This window comes from Methylophaga sp., from assembly GCF_048266885.1.
GTDB lineage: Bacteria > Pseudomonadota > Gammaproteobacteria > Nitrosococcales > Methylophagaceae > Methylophaga.
On record NZ_JBLWYR010000001.1, the window covers coordinates 18,385 to 35,203 of the forward strand.

Genomic DNA, 16,819 nt, shown 5'->3' on the forward strand with positions numbered 1-16,819 from the left:
AGTTAACGGCTTTTTGTTGAGTAGATACAATGCGTAGATTCACGATTTCTGTGCTCATTATACTGTTTATTCCGATAAACGCTTGGTCTGAGGATTTACAGATTCTGATCATGGGACTGTACCGCGATCATGCTGTGCTGGAAATCAATCAAACACAACATTTTTTATCTGTTGGTCAACGGACACCTGAAGGGGTGACCTTAATCAGCGCAAACAGTAACCAGGCGATATTGGATATTGGCGGTCAACGTGGTGTTTTTGAATTAAATAATCGAGTAGGCGGGGTATATTCTGCACCCGCTGAAATGCCAATCGTGAGTATCTGGCCGACCAATGGAATGTACTTGGCAAGTGGCTCGGTCAATGGCTTCACAGTAGATTTTATGGTGGATACTGGGGCCTCTGTTATTGCTGTAAACGGTGAAACCGCTAAACGTTTAGGGCTAAATTATCTGGACGCCACTCAAATTGGTGTTCGAACAGCCTCGGGAGTTGAACTGGCTTACAGTATTCAACTGGATTCTGTACAACTCGGTGATATTTCATTGGAGAATGTAGCCGCGGTGGTCATTGATGGGCCCGAACCACAACGCGCTTTGCTTGGAATGAGCTTTCTCAATTCCTTTGATATGGAACGCAAAGGGGAACGGCTAGATTTACGCCGTAAGTTTTAAACATAAAAAAGCCCGGGCTTACCGGGCTTTTCTGAAGGTAGCTGATTATTAATCAAAACCTTTGCTAATCAACGCATACGCGGAATGGTTATGAATTGATTCAAAGTTTTCTGATTCAACGGTGTAGGCTTTAATACGATCATCAGCATTCAAACGTGCCGCCACATCGCGCACCATATCTTCTACAAATTTTGGATTGTCATACGCATGTTCGGTGACATATTTTTCATCTGGGCGTTTCAGCAAGCCATAAATCTGGCAAGAAGCTTCGTCTTCTACCAAATCAATTAAATCTTCAATCCAGATAAAGCTGTCAGTTTTAACTGTCAGGGTCACATGTGAGCGTTGATTGTGCGCGCCGTAGTCAGAGATGTTTTTTGAGCATGGGCACAAGCTGGTAACCGGCACAATGACTTTAACGGTCATGCTGGTTTTCTTGCCAACGATTTCACCGATAAAGCTCACTTGATAATCCATCAGGCTGCGGACTTTTGAAATTGGCGCTTCTTTATTCACAAAATAAGGGAAGCTCATTTCGATATAGCCTGATTCAGCATCCAGACGTTCAGTCATTTCACCTAACATGGTGTGAAACGATTTAACGGTGATTTCGCGCTCATGTTGATTGAGGATCTCAACAAAACGCGACATGTGCGTGCCTTTGAACTGGTGCGGCAGATTCACATACATATTGAAGTTGGCGACAGTGTGTTGTTCGCCGGTGGTGCGGTCACTGACCACTACCGGATGGCGAATATCTTTAATGCCGACTTTATCAATCGCGATATGACGTTTGTCTTTAATGTTCTGTACGTCTTCGATTTCTGCTGCTGCTACAGGCTTGTTTTGGTCAGTCATGATTCGGGTTAGTCCTCACTATATTTGACACAGGCACGGTCGGTTTCCCATACCGTTACACCAGAAACTTTGGCGGTGTCGGTGTTTAGCGTATTGCTAAGGCGCTGATAAAAAAACTGGGCGATATTTTCGGCCGTCGGATTAATCTCATCAAACGGAGGGATATCATTCAAATATCGGTGATCCAGTGTTTTGGCTAATTCACGAGTCGCCGTTTTAATGGTTTTAAAGTCCATGCCCATACCGTGCTGATTCAGTGCATTGGCAATGACTTCGACTTCAAGTTTCCAGTTATGACCATGCATCCGCCGACAATCCCCAGGGTAATCCCGCAGGGTATGTGCAGAGGCAAAATCAGCCAGAATTTTTAATGTATAGGTGGCGCTCATAATGTTGACTATTATACTCAGGAATTAGCCTATCGAACAGGCCATTATTACGCAAAATAACGATTGATGGAATCGATAATACCACTTGCATCCAGGCCACAAGCACTGAGCATTTGGCCGTGATCGCCATGATCGATAAAATGATCTGGTAGTCCCATCATCCGCAAATTCGTCTTTAACCCTTGTTGCTGATAATACTCATTAACCGCACTACCAGCCCCGCCCATTACAGCATTTTCTTCTATGGTAATGATAAGTTCATGACTCTTAGCAATCTCATCCAACAAGGTAGTATCTAAGGGTTTGACAAAGCGCATGTTAACGACTGTGGCATCTACTTGTTCAGCTGCCTCTAGCGCGGCGTGCAATAAGGTACCAAATGCCAGGATGGCTGTTTTTTGACCAGTACGGCAGGTCTGAGCCTTACAAACGGGCAAGCTATCCAGTTGCGGTTCGATAGCCGTACCGTTGCCACAACCGCGAGGATATCGCACTGCAGCAGGGCCGTTATGATGATATCCGGTGGTCAACATTTGTCGACATTCATTCTCATCACTCGGCGTCATGATCATCATATTGGGAATACAACGCAGATAACTTAAATCAAAACTTCCTGCATGCGTGGCGCCATCGGCTCCGACCAGCCCAGCCCGGTCAATAGCAAATAAAACGGGAAGATTTTGCAAGGCGACATCATGGATTAATTGATCGTACGCTCGTTGCAGAAATGTCGAATAGATAGCGACAACAGGTTTTTTGCCTTCACAAGCCATACCTGCGGCCAGTGTTACAGCATGTTGTTCGGCAATACCAACGTCAAAATAGCGATCAGGAAAACGTTCAGCAAAGGCATTCAGACCAGAGCCTTCACACATTGCAGGTGTAATGGCGATCAGATCTTCAGATGCAGCACCCATATCACATAGCCATTGGCTGAACACCTGGGTAAAGGTCGGGCCCGATTTTTTGCTATTGGCGGGGCTAACGCCATGATATTTACAGGGTTGTTGTTCTGCAGGCTCAAAACCCTTGCCTTTTTTGGTGACAATATGTAGAAATTGCGCGCCTTTGCTGTTGCGCAAGTTACTCAATGTGGTGATCAATGTGTCCAGATCATGCCCATCAATCGGACCGATATAGTTGAAACCCATTTCCTCAAATAGAGTACCTGGCACCATCATGCCTTTGACATGTTCTTCAGTGCGCCTTGCAAATTCCCAGGCAGGCGGAATTTTTTCCAACATTTTCTTACTGCTTTCACGGGCAGAACGGTAAAAACGTCCTGAAAGTAGTCGGGCTAAATAATTGGCCATACCGCCGACATTTTTAGAGATCGACATTTCATTATCATTCAACACAACCAGCAAATCGGTACCCAGGTCACCGGCATGCGCCAGAGCTTCATAAGCCTGACCTGCAGTGAGAGCCCCATCACCGATAATGGCTACTGATCGCCTGGATTCGCCACTGGCACGAGCAGCAATTGCCATGCCTAAAGCGGCACTGATAGAAGTGCTCGAATGCCCGACACCAAAGCTGTCATATTCACTTTCACTGCGTTTGGGGAAACCGGAAAGCCCACCGGGTTGACGCATGGTATGCAGTTGATCGCGACGTCCGGTTAAGATTTTATGGGCATAACTTTGATGTCCAACATCCCATACCAGACGGTCTTCAGGTGTATTAAATACGTAGTGCAGAGCCAACGTCAGCTCGACCACACCCAAGTTAGAAGAAATATGACCGCCTGTCTGTTGAATCTTGTCGATAATGAGTTCGCGGATCTCAGTCGCTAATTGATCCAGCTGTTTGCGATCCAGTTTGCGTAATTGCTCAGGGGAATCGATTTCTGCGAGTAGGCTTGTCATGTTATTGGTCATTAAAAATTCCGTTGCACGACAAACGTTGCCAGTGCCCGCAGTGCTAAACATTGATTTTCGATATTATCCAGCGCTGCCAATGCATCAGCAACTAACGATTGTGCCTTTTTCTGGGCGGCTTCGAGTCCCATTAAGGCTGGGTAGGTTGGTTTGTTACGAGCAATGTCAGCGCCTTGTTGTTTACCCAATGTAGCAGTATCAGCAATCACATCCAACACATCATCTTGCACCTGAAATGCCAGACCGATAGCCATTGCATAATCATCAAGGTGCTTTAAATTTGCTGTCGTGTATTTTGAGCTGCAATAAACACCAAGCGCCACGCTGGATTTGATTAAGGCTCCAGTTTTTAATAAATGCATGGCTTCGAGTTCTGACTGGTTCAGTTGTTTACCAACTGAGGCGAGATCAATGGCTTGTCCACCGGCCATGCCCATAGCACCAGAAGCATTTGCCAAGCACTTGACCATGGCGATTTGCTGAGCGGCTGGCAAATTGTTATCACATAAACATTCAAATGCCAGACTTTGTAATGCATCACCAACTAATAATGCAGTCGCTTCATCGTAGGCCTTATGACAAGTGGGTTTGCCACGACGCAGATCATCATCATCCATCATGGGCATATCATCATGCACCAAAGAATAAGCATGGATCATTTCAACTGCGCAAGCAGCTGAATCAAGTGCATCTGGATCCGCATCAAAAGCATCTCCCGCCGCGTAAACCAACATCGCACGCAAACGCTTTCCACCATTTAATGTTGCGTAGTGCATGGCTTCGTTTAATTTTGCTGCCGAGCCATCGCGGGTGGAGGGTAACCGTTGTTGCAGGGCTAAACTTATGCGTTGCTGGTGCGAGGGCATCCAGTCAGAAAGCGAAAACGTTTGTGTCACGATGCCTCGGAATCCGGGTCAAAATCCACTAAATCTGACTGGCCAGATTGCTTTAATAACATTTGTACTTTTTGTTCAGCTGCTTGCAAAGCTTCCTGACAATCGCGAGTCAGTAATACGCCGCGTTCATACAGTTTTAACGATTCTTCAAGGCTGATATCACCCTGTTCTAAACGCTCTACCAGCGATTCAAGTTCACTGACTGCTGCTTCATAATCCAGTTTTTTGCGTTTTGCCACCATATCGGCCTCTGTACAAATCTCGCGTTAACGGCACATTATAAGTTAATCGAAGCTCACGTGCCTGCTGGAATGTTTGCTAATTTCCCGTTAGTCTGTTGCGTTTTCTTCTAACACTGAACTGTTCATGCCGAAAATTATCCGCGGCTTATACAATTTGCCTGATCCTGCACAAGGATGTGTGGCGACAATTGGTAACTTTGATGGCGTCCATCTTGGACATCAGGCTGTGCTGACTCAATTGGCGATGAAAGCCGATATGCTTAATTTGCCAGCTGTGGTGATCACCTTTGAACCTCAGCCTTATGAATATTTTGTCCCGGAAAAAGCCCCTGCCAGATTATCGCGGTTTCGTGAAAAAGTAGAAGCATTGCGCGCTTATTCGATTCAAAAACTCTGCGTGTTACGTTTCAATCGCCAGCTCGCCGAGATGCGGGCTGAAACTTTTATTCAAAAGTTATTGGTTGAAGGTTTGAATGTGCGCTATTTGGTGGTTGGTGATGATTTTCGCTTTGGCAAAGATCGTCATGGTGACTTTGCCTTACTGCAAAAAGTGGGCAAACAGCATGGATTTCAAGTGGTAAACATGCACACTTTTGCCATTGAGGAGATGCGCGTAAGCAGTACCCGCATCCGTGAAGCTTTACAGGATGGTGATTTAGTGGTGGCGGAAAAACTGTTAGGTCGACCGTATCGAATGAGTGGACGAGTGGCGCATGGTGACAAACGCGGCCGCAGAATGGGTTATCCAACAGCTAATATTCATTTACATCGGGCTAAAGTACCCTTAAATGGTGTCTATGCCGTGCAACTGTATGGAATTGATGAAGAGCCAGTAAATGGCGTCGCCAATATTGGTGTTAGACCGACTATAGCAGGTAGCGACAAAGCCTTACTGGAAGTTCATCTATTTGATTTCGAACGTGATATCTATGGAGAGCACGTGCAGGTGTTTTTTCTAAAAAAACTGCGCGATGAACAAAAATTTGCTGATTTAGATCAACTGATTGCCCAGATACATATTGATTCTGCTCAGGCTAAAAACTATTTTGCCGAATAATTACACTTCGGCGTTGGAAAACTTGCCATTTTCATAATCTGTGACGAGCTTTTTTGCTGCTTCGACATCTTCATCATTGACAAAAACATGGGCAACATCACTGGCAGGTAAATCGCCTACCGCGCCTTGTAAATAATGTCCGCCAACATGTGTTGCTAAGCCATGTGCGTCCAGCAAGCCCGCTAGGATGTGCGCTTCAAGAATATTAGATGCACGAAAAATTAACTGCATGACTATTGCAGATGCACAGCTTCGAATCTAGCCATCACATTTCCATCGACATCGGCTAATTCAAGATGTTGACCTTCAATTGTCCAGTAACGCACTTTTTCCAACATAAAATGTAATGCTTGGGCTGTTTCCATACCTTGTGGACATGCCATCATGGTACTGGCGATACGATTGAATTTAAGCTTGTCTTCTCTGAGCTGAAATCCACCCATAATCCGATTACAGCCATCTGAACCAGACAGTCGGTTTTCTTCATTAGCCAATACCAGAGATGGTTCTCTTTGTTGTTCGTAAACTTCTACAGGCTCATCATTCAGCCTAGTCAGTTTCCAGTAGGTGTTGAGTAAGTTTTCGTTGTAGCCTAGTTGGCCACATGTTTCTCCTGGCCAAATATCATCGGCTTTGGTGACAATCAAGCTTGACTGCATCACGCCAGTATCACTATTGGCTCGCGGCTCAACATAGCCGGTTGCTTCTAGTAATAGAGGTTGATTAGCCTCTTCGGCATATTCCAGATAAAGTGATTCGAGCGCGGCGTTATCTGCCTCCTGCGCGACAAACCAACGTTGACCCGTAAGACATTCAATGAAAACACCACTATCGGCCATATAGCTGTACATACCGTGAAACTGCATAGCCGGATAAATAGCCTTAAATTCACTATCTCTCTGTAACTCATAGTTCAGAGAACTATTAATCACGACGTATTCCTGATCCAGCAAGCGGATATTGCCATCTTTCTCTATCTGAAACGCCGTTTGTTGAGGATGATCAGATATCAGTCTGAGCTGACCAGTATGTTGCTGCCATTGGCCAAGTTGATAAACCGTCGAATTATCGCCTGAGTCTTGATAATGCAACTGGAGATAATAGCTATTATCCGCAAACAAATTGAGGCGATAATCAATGCCAGGACAGTCAGCACAGGGCAGGGTGCCACTGTAGCTGACTGGGAAATCCTCGATAATCAAGCGCCGCTCGTCAGATTGTTCAGTGCTACAAGCACTGAACAATAAAACCAACAATAAGATTAACCATTTTTTAAACATATCGAACTCCGGCTTTAGTTCCGGAGTTATCGGTGAAATTCACCTGCGCGCTCCGGCTGATATTCTATGGCTTCAATTCTGACCTGTAACATACCAGCATTACCATCAGGCCAATTGATTTCATCGCCCTCTTTTAAGCCCAGCATCGCACTACCGACGGGCGCTAAAATGGAAATGGTGTTACCAGAATTATCCATATCTTTTGGATAGACCAATTTCAGCGTAAAAGTTACCCCACTAGAGATAACAGAAAATTTCACCTGCGAATTCATTGTCACCACATTCGCTGGCATCTTTTCCGGTGCAACCAGTTCAGCGCGCTCCAGTTCAGTTTCTAATGCAGCTTTAATCATAGCTGGTATCCCAGCAGAAGCCTGCAACAAGCTTTCGATACGCGTGTAATCGAGCTCAGAAATAATAATGTCAGGTTGCGTATTCACAATAAACTCCATTCAACAAATTTAAAGACGCACAAAAACTACCGTCAAAAGTTGACAGCATCATTTTTGGGTCATAGTGGGAATAAAACAGGAAGTCCTATGATGGCACAAATTTCAAACCAATATAAGGTGCCAGTAAAAACAAAAATATGGCTAACTTATAAAGCATCATTCCGAAGTAGTGCAATTGCGAAAAATGCTCTTGGCTCAGAGTGAACCAACGACTGTGCAACTGGTAAATTTTGTTATTGGCCAAAGCAAAGCTCATAAACCACATTATCAATACCAGATAGTTGAGTGCAGTCGCCCAGCCATAAACAAAGGTAATCGTCTCCAGCGTCATTGCGGGCTCTCCTTTATGGAAGATCAATAAACCCTAATTTACGCTCAGTGGATACGGAATAAAAGTCACTGGCTTCTAACGGTTGCCTCGTAGTTTGCTGATAAGGCGTTTAATCGCCTTGCGCCCATAGCGGCGCTTGAATTTAACTTTAAAATCATAAAGATAAAAGGGCAGTCGACAACGGAAGTTAAATGGCAATTTATGTTTGGTACGTTGTAGATAGTGGCCAACCAATTTTTCCCGACCAGCCCAATGCAGTTTATTACAAATTCTAGTTAAATCCGATAGACGTTCAGGTAGTGACAGATATCGATTAAAAAAGCGCGCTCGATTGATATCAATTAGAGTGAATTCTAATTTTCCATCAGCTTGCTTTTTGATCAGGATGTTTCCACCTGCCAGATCCCGGAAAAACACACCACGTCCATGTAAATCCAAAAGGAAATGACTGAGTTGTTGATACAAGTCGTCTTCACCGACACCTTGATATTCGGTGGCGCCGTCATTAAAAGCAGTGAGAATTTCTCGGGCAGAGAAATCATGATCAACCAAATCACAGAGATAATAATTTTCGGTTAAGGTCTTATCACCTGTGCGTTCAAAATAGGCGATAGGCAATCCAGTGGGAATACCTCGGCGAAGTAATTCTGCTGCCGCATTCCAACTGCGTCTGGATTTACAAGGTTTCAACCTATCCAACAATAATTTATGTGGTGGCATACGCAGTGGTTTTTTGATGACAACTGTTTTGTCCAACAAGTCATCTATCCGCCAAATAATATTGCGCGCTTTGCGTAAGGTGTTGGCTTCAGTCGCTTTGGGTAAATAAGCTGGATGCAGTTTCTGTTTTAATTCAGCGGCTTGCTCTGCATTCTCGGCAATCAACAAACCTTTCCAACCATCTTGTTCAAATTCATATAGGTTTTTACCCGGTGCGTGCCGATATATAGACACTCTTTCACGAGCATTTGGACTGGCTTTCAATTCGATTTTGGCACTAGCGGGCCAGCACAGAAAGACCGGTGTTTCGGTAACAAATTCAGGCTGCTCATCGGCAATCTGTCCATCACGTGTGATCACTTCCACAGTGTCCAATTGTGTTGGAGCATACAAAGCGTGCATTGGCATTGCCTGACCATTGGCGGTCCATAACACATGAATTAACTTATTTTTACTACGAAAGGCATGAACTTCAATCGCTTCAGCTGTAGCCAAAGGACCTTCGTATAAACTGCCAGGAATTAAGCGGATAAAGTTCTGCATCGCATAAAATGCTGGGCGTAACCGGAAATCCTGACGTTGTCCAAGCACTGAACGATAATGGGTAATTCGTTCAAGCTCAGGATAGGTCTCATAGCCATCATCAATCAAACCTTCACGATGGCAGATAAATGGTCCCCAATAAGCCTGTTGCATAGCTCCTGAAGCGGCCAGTAATGTCAGATAGCGACTCAGATAATCGGCTTGTTTTTCTTCACCATTGACCAACACACGGTGGATTCGCGGTAGGGTCCAGAAAGCGGCGGGAGAAATAAATTCTTTAACCCCAAAATCTTGGGTAATTTTTTTCAGTATCCGTGCTTTTTTGACCAAATTAACTTTCAACCGCATCGCTAATTTGGTGCCGAAAATTCGATGATCAAATCGCTCTGGTTCGGTCACACGCTCGCTAAATAAATTATTAGTATGAATATCGGGTAATTGATTATCACGACGCAGACGTGTCAACACCGCAATATTATGCAGTGGTTCAAAGTCGGAGATATTCGGTCCTGCTAATTTGATATGACGCGATTTAATTTCTTCATAGGCAATGCGCCAGGTGTTATAAAAACTCTCGGTGTCATATCCGGCCCAGCGGCGTCGATTACTGGTAGAACCTACTTCAATCGCACTGACGCGTGCACCAAAGCGACTGGCTGCCGTTTGTACAAACTCACGCCAGCGGAGTTGGGCACTACCGGTTTTCATCTGCTGAGCTTCAGTAAATGGCTGTACTAAATGCAGTAAGACTTTAATCTCTGTGGTCAATAAGCGTTCCAGTAAACGTGTTACCGGGCCACCCTCGTCACCATAAGTATAGTCAAGTCGAACTTGTTTAATTTTCAGTTCATGAAGTTGTTGCAGGATGTAATCATCCACTGCGGGATCATCGGAGGTAGTCACACCAACACCGACAAAATCTTCAGGAACCAAATGTTTTGCTTCGGGCAAATGACCATCGGGTAATGCCAATCGGCCAGCAAATACATATCGCAATGCACCACCCAATGAATTAGCGTCCATCAATGGTCCATTCTCAATCTTGTTTTGCGTGGTGTCCGACAAGCTCATAAAAATTCCGAAATTTGTAATGCCCTACGATAGGCTAATTTGAAGCAAAAGAAATGATTTAAGTTAAGGTTGGTTCTAGTGCGTTATGCTGCTAGAAAATACATTCAACACTATGACGCCACCTAAGATCATTGAAATACCAATGATGGCTGGTATATCGAGTTTTTGACTAAATACAATCCAGCCTATTAAAGCAATTAAGACCACGCCAACCCCTGCCCAGATGGCATAAGCGATACCAACGGGAATGACCTTCAATGACAACGATAAAAAATAAAAGGCAACGAGGTAACCAACGATAACCGCCACCGATGGCCACAATTTTGTAAAGCCCTCAGAAGATTTAAGGAAGCTGGTACCAAAAACTTCAGCGATGATAGCAAGACTTAACAGTAACCATTTAGACATCATGAGGACTCAATTGTAGGTAAGAAACAAGCTGATAGCTAACAAACTACCCAGTAAAGCAACAATTAAACTCACAATGACGCCCCATTGCGTCCTATAACCTTCGGGAAATTCTGATTCTCCTAGGGTTTTTAACACACGTTGAAATTGTCGGGCCGCATAAATCGTTGTAAAGCTACCTAATAGGATAAACGCTAAACCGATGACAAATGTCATGGTGGTATTCAGATGCTGCTGACCGTTTGCTAATATTTCTATTAATAAGCCTGAACGTTCAATTAAAAATCCGAACATAATAAAGGTCAAGCCAGTCCGATTCCATGCTAGCAAAGTTCGTTCAGCAGCAAATAAAACACGTGGATCTTGAAGGTAAGACATCTATTAAGCAACCTTCACTTTGCGTTTTCTCAACCAGCTTTTCATGGTAGCGCTAAGCTTGTGGAAAAAACGATGTTTGTTACCAGCAGCTTCACTGGTTAGGAAATTGATCTGAATAGACCGACGAGTTCCTTCATAACTCGGATAGCCATGCCAGCAATTGTCAGTGACTTTAAATGCGACTAATGAACCGGGTCCAGGACTGATTTCGTCTACGTAGTCTTCCATATCAGTTGCGTTATTCAAAATGCGGAGTCTTCCAGAAACTGCATCCCAGCTTTCATTCAAATAAATCAAAATGGTTACAAGCTTGGTTTTTGAATCAGTATGAATACGTCCATCTTTCTGTCTGGAGTAACCGCGTAAAGTCATCATCATCGGCAGATCCATCACTTTCACATCAAATTTTTCACAAATAAGCTGTCTGAATTCAGGACTGTCGATGGAATCTAAGAAGGCTTTAAAATCGGGATTAACCGGCACATCATCCACATTAAAACTACCGCCATCATCAATGTTTGGAAAATCACCGATAACACGATCCAGCACATCTGGACGGATCGATCGTTCCACTTTAAAGAAAGGAAACGGAATGGTATTGACGGGAGCGGCCTTTAAGGCCTGCATATCAAGCACAGAATTCATGAGATGTTCTCGATAAAGCTAAAGAAATGAACGCGACTAGGGTCATATGATAATACAAAATGATCAGCCAATCAGACTGCAAGCCATATTATTGCCATGATACTTTTTTAACTCATGAAGATGTTGAGTCAGTATTTATCCGTTTTTATGTGTTCGCATCAATAACGCATATAAACTGACGAAGTTAAGATCAGTTTTGCTGCAACCCATCAGTTGTTGATATGGTCATTGTCAAAAGCAACCGTCACGTGAGCTATCCAGGAGAGAGAAATGACAAAGTGGAATGAAGGCATCGTCGTGGAAAACAAACAATGGACAAGTACCTTGCATTCGCTAAGAGTTGATGCAGCAATCGAACCGTTTGAGGCCGGTCAGTTTACCCGTTTGGCACTGGATATTGATGGCGAAGAGATCAGCCGACCATTCTCGCTGGTCAATACACCGGGTGAACAACCACTGGATTTTTACTTTATCGAAGTACCTGGTGGTTTGTTATCTACAAAACTGGCTAATCTTAAGCTCGGAGACACCATTAAGATTGCTCCCAAGGCGTCTGGGTTATTAACGTTGAAGCAATTACCTCCAGCCAAAAAATTATTTTTACTGGCAACCGGTACGGGAATCGGACCTTTTTTATCCATTATTAAAACCGCTGAAATTTGGCAGCAGTTTGAACGCATAACACTGGTTCATTCCGTGCGATACAGTGAGGAATTGACCTATCAGCAAACCATACGAAATATCGCCGAGCACCATGCCCATCAGTTCAGTTATATTCCTATGGTAAGTCGGGAGCCTTGTGATTATGCGATTTCTGGGCGAATTCCGGCAGCGATAATAGATAACAAGCTAGAGCTTCGTGCTGGTGGTCCCATTGATGCTGACAGCCATGTAATGTTGTGTGGAAATCCTGATATGGTCAATGACACGATGAATGTGCTGTTAAAACGAGGTCTAAAAAAACATAGCCGCCGCGAGCCAGGACATATAAGTATCGAAAAATACTGGTAGACACTAAGGCTGCTTGATACCGTTAAAGTAAGCAATTTGAACCATCCAATGATTGATGGGTCACAAATGGCATAGCAATTGCTCATCATTCAACGTGAGATAAATATCCAGCAAAACAACTAAAGCACATTGCAAATTGCACTGAAAAGTCACATTGTGAACTAACTACGTTTTAAAACGGATCACCAAACAATTTTGTTTCTCGGTCCAAAACAGGGGAGGGCTCATGTCAGATGTCTGGCAGGACACCATCACCACAGCTGAAACAATACGTCATGAATTTCATGCCCATCCCGAGATGGGGTGGCAGGAACATCGCACCGCTCAGCGCGTACGTGAAATTCTCAGCTCACTGAATATCACCTGGCGCAGCTGCGCCGGAACCGGCACGGTAGGCATACTTAACCCTCATGGCACTGCAGCAGCACATATTGCTCTGCGCGGTGATATGGATGCATTGCCTATTCACGAAGCCACATTAAAAGCCTGGAGTTCAATGAATGAAGGCTGCATGCATGCCTGTGGCCATGATGGTCACACCGCAACTTTATTAGCAGTGGCCAAATGGCTCAAATATCACGAAGCTCAGTTAACCGGCCCGGTCAGCCTGATTTTCCAGCCAGCCGAAGAAGGAGGTCATGGCGCGAGAGAAATGATTAAGCATGGGGCGCTTGATGGTGTGGCCGAAATTTATGGTTGGCATAATTGGCCCGCGATACCTTTCGGTCAAATGTTGTGTCCTGATGCCTTGGTGATGTGTGGTAACGGCACTTTTAAAATCACCCTACACGGACAAGGCGGTCATGCCAGCCAGCCGGAACTGTGCCGTGACCCAGTGTTAGCGGCCAGTGCGATTACCTTAAATCTGCAACAAATCATCAGTCGTAGACTGGCTCCACAACAAGCTGCAGTGATCAGTGTGACTTCTATTGAAGCACCAAGTGGGCCTACCGTTATCCCTCAGAATGCGGTTCTCGGCGGCAGTATCCGTGTTCCAGACAGAAAAACCCGTGATGAAATTTATCGACTGATCACTGAGATCAGTCAGCAAACTGCGGCAAGTTATGGCGTTGTTGCTGAAGTTGAGGTGTTGCCACGCTATGACGCAACAATTAATCATTCGGTACAGGCCACAAACATGCGCCGGTTATGGCAGGACATCAATGGTGCTGACTCATTGGATTTTGTCACTTCGACACCGATTATGGCCTCCGAAGATTTCAGTTATTACCTGCAACATATTCCCGGTGCCTTTGCTTTGATTGGCAGTGATGATGGACCCGAGCACCAAGTGCCATGTCACAGCCCTTATTACGACTTTAACGATCGCCTGATACCGGCGGTCACACGATTATTTTCGCGCCTGGTTGGAGTAGGCGTCCCTGTTCCGGAGGAACTGCCCTAAATCGTCCCAGTGACGTGTTCAAGAGGAGTATTTAATGAGTATATTTGAAGAAAGAGAGTCTGCAATTCGCGCCTATTGTCGGGTATATCCGGTGGTGTTTGATACGGCACTAAATGCAAGACAGACCGATGAAAATGGCAAGGAATATATTGATTTCTTTGCTGGGGCCGGCGTGTTGAATTTCGGTCACAATAATCAACGTATGACTAAAGCGGTAGTCGATTACATTCAATCCAATGGTGTAACGCACAGCCTCGATATGCATACCACTGCGAAGCGGCAGTTTATGCAGCACTTCACCGATACCATCCTCAAACCCCGCAATATGCCGCATAAAATGCAATTTATGGGGCCAACGGGCACCAATGCAGTTGAAGCCGCAATGAAACTGGCCAGACGCGTCACCGGTCGCCAGGATATCGTGGCTTTCAGTCATGGGTTTCATGGCATGACTTTGGGCGCTTTAAGTGCAACGGCCAATCAATATTTTCGTAATGCGGCCGGCGTGCCGCTCAATCACGTAAAGCATTTTGCTTTTGGCTGTGAAGAAGTCTGTCCCGGTTGTGATTTAGGCTGTGGTATGAACAGCATTGAGCAATTAACGGCAATCTATCAGGACAGCTCCAGTGGGATTGCCCCGCCAGCAGCATTTTTGTTGGAAACCATTCAGGCTGAGGGCGGCGTTAAGGTCGCTTCTAAAGAGTGGTTGCAAGCGCTAGAGAAATTAGCTAAACAAGTGGGCGCATTACTTATCGTCGATGATATCCAGGTCGGCGTTGGTCGTACCGGTTCATTTTTCAGTTTTGATGACTTGGGTATTGATCCAGACATTATCTGTCTTGCCAAAGGTATTGGTGGCATGGGTACCCCGATGGCGATGAATCTGGTGAAACCGGAACTCGATGAACACTGGTCGCCTGGTGAGCATACTGGTACGTTCAGAGGCCAGGATATTTCCTTTGTCGCTGGTGATCAGGCACTGACTTATTTTGATGATGATGAGTTGATGAATGAAGTCAAAGCCAATGGTCAAATAATGGCTGAGGCACTGGCACCATTATCTACTCGGCATGCGGATGTGAATATCACTGGTAAAGGCATGATTCTGGGGCTGGATGTTGGTAACGGTGACAGAGCTAAAGCCATCGTGAATCAGTGTTTTGATGCCGGTTTGATGATTGCCAGCTGTGGCACTGGTGGACGAGTGGTCAAATTGATTCCACCATTAACCACCCCAAAAGCTGATCTGCAACAGGGTTTAGATATTCTGGTTGAGGTGACTGATAAAGTCATGCAAATGGAGGAAGCCGCATGAGACATCGTGATGATATGACTTTTCCGTTTGAAGAATACGAACGACGATTAAGCGAGTTGCGGGAACGTATTGAAGAACGCCATATGGACGCCGTGGTGATTTCTGACCCGGAAAATATTATGTATCTGACGGATTATCAGACCACCGGTTACTCATTCTTTCAGGCGCTGGTGGTACCTCTGGAAGCTGAACCGTTCATGATCACCCGTAAACTGGAAGAATCCAATGTGATTCATCGTACCTGGGTAGAGATTACCCGGCCTTATCCTGATACCGGTGATGCCATTCAGATGCTGGTTGATGCACTACGTGAATTTGGTTTGGACAAAAAGCGTATTGGTTATGAAAGAAATAGTTATTTCTTCCCGGCATATCATCAGGATTGCATTCATAACACGTTGACCGACGGTAAATTGCTGGATTGTTTTGGCATCGTTGAGGAAGGTCGTGTCTGCAAGTCACCGATGGAAATTGCCTTGATGCAAAATGCTGCCAGAGCTACTGAAGCGGGTATGCAAGCTGGTATTGATGCCGTTCAGGCGGATGCCACTGAGAATGAAATCGGCGCCGCGATCAGTGCAGCGATGTTTCGCGCTGGTGGTGAACCGCCCGCTGTTATGCCGTATGTGACTTCCGGCCCACGGACCATGATTGGCCATGCCACCTGGGAGGGACGGATTGTACAACCTGGTGAACACGTATTTCTGGAAGTTGGCGGCTGTTATCGGCGTTATCACACGGCCATGATGCGTACTGTAGTTCTAGGAAAGCTTAGTCCATCGATGTACAAGGCTCAGGAAATTATGAAAATGGCCTTGGATGCGGTGCATAACAATTTCCAGCCAGGAATGACCGTGTCGGATGCCGATAATATGATCCGCAATATCATTACCAAAAACGATATTGGTGCACGGCTGGTAACACGGTCTGGTTATTCAATTGGTATCGCTTTTCCACCCAGCTGGGATGAAGGTTATATCGTCAGTCTCAAGCAAGGTGAATCCGCTGTACTCAAGCCCGGCATGACGTTTCATATTATTCCGTGGATGTGGGGTGTTGATGGTGATAAAACCTGCGGGATTTCTGACACTATTCATATCACTGACGATGGCTGCGAATCCTTTTTCACCATGGATAGGGATTTTGTGGTGAAAGCCGATCAGGGCAAACAAAAGCTCATCTCTGTTGATAAAAATCCAAAAAGTGAAGCGAAAGCTGATAAACAAATAGAGAGATCGCAGAAATCCGCTAGTTAATTTAAGAG

At 45.0% G+C, this 16,819-nt stretch carries 19 protein-coding genes; 6 read left to right on the plus strand and 13 right to left on the minus strand.

The features are described 5' to 3' along the window. Positions 1 to 29 precede the first annotated feature (29 nt). The gene (locus ACN0V2_RS00105) at positions 30 to 674 is read left to right on the plus strand and encodes a TIGR02281 family clan AA aspartic protease (RefSeq protein ID WP_417548757.1); all 645 of its coding nucleotides are present in this window, start codon (positions 30 to 32) and stop codon (positions 672 to 674) included. Between the two features lie 48 nt (positions 675 to 722). Here the strand turns inward: ACN0V2_RS00105 and folE2 are convergent, their stop codons facing one another. The 5 genes from folE2 to ACN0V2_RS00130 are packed head-to-tail and all read right to left on the minus strand — an operon-like array spanning position 723 to position 4,939. Next, complete coding sequence (gene folE2, locus ACN0V2_RS00110) at positions 723 to 1,532, minus strand: GTP cyclohydrolase FolE2 (RefSeq protein WP_417548758.1); 810 nt, start codon at positions 1,530 to 1,532, stop codon at positions 723 to 725. An 8-nt stretch (positions 1,533 to 1,540) separates the two neighbouring features. Further along, positions 1,541 to 1,921: a 6-carboxytetrahydropterin synthase QueD gene (queD, locus tag ACN0V2_RS00115; protein ID WP_417548759.1), complete on the minus strand. Its 381-nt coding sequence runs from the start codon at positions 1,919 to 1,921 to the stop codon at positions 1,541 to 1,543. Positions 1,922 to 1,968: 47 nt separating this feature from the next. Continuing rightward, positions 1,969 to 3,801, minus strand: a complete 1,833-nt coding sequence (gene dxs, locus ACN0V2_RS00120; RefSeq protein WP_417548760.1) for a 1-deoxy-D-xylulose-5-phosphate synthase — start codon at positions 3,799 to 3,801, stop codon at positions 1,969 to 1,971. Beyond that, positions 3,801 to 4,667, minus strand: a complete 867-nt coding sequence (gene ispA / locus ACN0V2_RS00125) for a (2E,6E)-farnesyl diphosphate synthase (RefSeq protein ID WP_417548954.1) — start codon at positions 4,665 to 4,667, stop codon at positions 3,801 to 3,803. Before ispA ends, dxs begins: the two co-directional genes overlap by 1 nt. Before the next feature lie 26 nt (positions 4,668 to 4,693). After that, positions 4,694 to 4,939: an exodeoxyribonuclease VII small subunit gene (locus tag ACN0V2_RS00130; protein ID WP_417548761.1), complete on the minus strand. Its 246-nt coding sequence runs from the start codon at positions 4,937 to 4,939 to the stop codon at positions 4,694 to 4,696. Positions 4,940 to 5,063: 124 nt separating this feature from the next. Between ACN0V2_RS00130 and ribF the strand changes: the two genes are divergently transcribed. Continuing rightward, entirely contained in the window at positions 5,064 to 5,996 is a 933-nt protein-coding gene (ribF, locus tag ACN0V2_RS00135; protein ID WP_417548762.1) for a bifunctional riboflavin kinase/FAD synthetase, read from the plus strand. Here ribF and ACN0V2_RS00140 read toward each other — a convergent pair whose 3' ends face one another. From ACN0V2_RS00140 to ACN0V2_RS00175, 8 genes are all read right to left on the minus strand, one after another. Continuing rightward, positions 5,997 to 6,227, minus strand: a complete 231-nt coding sequence (locus ACN0V2_RS00140) for a DUF2007 domain-containing protein (protein WP_417548763.1) — start codon at positions 6,225 to 6,227, stop codon at positions 5,997 to 5,999. Between the two features lie 2 nt (positions 6,228 to 6,229). After that, positions 6,230 to 7,276: an META domain-containing protein gene (locus ACN0V2_RS00145; protein ID WP_417548764.1), complete on the minus strand. Its 1,047-nt coding sequence runs from the start codon at positions 7,274 to 7,276 to the stop codon at positions 6,230 to 6,232. A 26-nt stretch (positions 7,277 to 7,302) separates the two neighbouring features. Further along, complete coding sequence (rnk, locus tag ACN0V2_RS00150; RefSeq protein ID WP_417548765.1) at positions 7,303 to 7,716, minus strand: nucleoside diphosphate kinase regulator; 414 nt, start codon at positions 7,714 to 7,716, stop codon at positions 7,303 to 7,305. 97 nt (positions 7,717 to 7,813) lie between these two features. Further along, positions 7,814 to 8,059, minus strand: a complete 246-nt coding sequence (locus tag ACN0V2_RS00155; RefSeq protein WP_417548766.1) for a DUF6868 family protein — start codon at positions 8,057 to 8,059, stop codon at positions 7,814 to 7,816. 75 nt (positions 8,060 to 8,134) lie between these two features. Beyond that, a complete protein-coding gene (locus tag ACN0V2_RS00160) occupies positions 8,135 to 10,393 on the minus strand; it encodes a lipopolysaccharide kinase InaA family protein (RefSeq protein WP_417548767.1) in 2,259 nt (752 codons plus the stop codon). A 75-nt stretch (positions 10,394 to 10,468) separates the two neighbouring features. After that, positions 10,469 to 10,801 (minus strand): SMR family transporter, encoded by a 333-nt coding sequence (locus ACN0V2_RS00165; protein ID WP_417548955.1) that lies wholly within the window; start codon positions 10,799 to 10,801, stop codon positions 10,469 to 10,471. Positions 10,802 to 10,810: 9 nt separating this feature from the next. Then, on the minus strand, positions 10,811 to 11,179 hold the full coding sequence (locus tag ACN0V2_RS00170; RefSeq protein ID WP_417548768.1) for a YidH family protein: 369 nt from the start codon (positions 11,177 to 11,179) through the stop codon (positions 10,811 to 10,813). Positions 11,180 to 11,182: 3 nt separating this feature from the next. Next, positions 11,183 to 11,824: a 2OG-Fe(II) oxygenase gene (locus ACN0V2_RS00175; protein WP_417548769.1), complete on the minus strand. Its 642-nt coding sequence runs from the start codon at positions 11,822 to 11,824 to the stop codon at positions 11,183 to 11,185. A 270-nt stretch (positions 11,825 to 12,094) separates the two neighbouring features. On the opposite strand from ACN0V2_RS00175, the gene ACN0V2_RS00180 reads away from it, so the two are divergent. From ACN0V2_RS00180 to doeA, 4 genes are all read left to right on the plus strand, one after another. Further along, positions 12,095 to 12,835: a ferredoxin--NADP reductase gene (locus tag ACN0V2_RS00180; protein ID WP_417548770.1), complete on the plus strand. Its 741-nt coding sequence runs from the start codon at positions 12,095 to 12,097 to the stop codon at positions 12,833 to 12,835. 226 nt (positions 12,836 to 13,061) lie between these two features. Continuing rightward, positions 13,062 to 14,240: a N(2)-acetyl-L-2,4-diaminobutanoate deacetylase DoeB2 gene (gene doeB2, locus ACN0V2_RS00185; RefSeq protein ID WP_417548771.1), complete on the plus strand. Its 1,179-nt coding sequence runs from the start codon at positions 13,062 to 13,064 to the stop codon at positions 14,238 to 14,240. Between the two features lie 34 nt (positions 14,241 to 14,274). Then, positions 14,275 to 15,555, plus strand: a complete 1,281-nt coding sequence (locus tag ACN0V2_RS00190) for an aspartate aminotransferase family protein (protein ID WP_417548772.1) — start codon at positions 14,275 to 14,277, stop codon at positions 15,553 to 15,555. Further along, positions 15,552 to 16,811, plus strand: a complete 1,260-nt coding sequence (gene doeA, locus ACN0V2_RS00195; protein WP_417548773.1) for an ectoine hydrolase — start codon at positions 15,552 to 15,554, stop codon at positions 16,809 to 16,811. The genes ACN0V2_RS00190 and doeA overlap by 4 nt, the downstream gene beginning before the upstream one ends. The last annotated feature ends 8 nt before the right edge of the window (positions 16,812 to 16,819 follow it).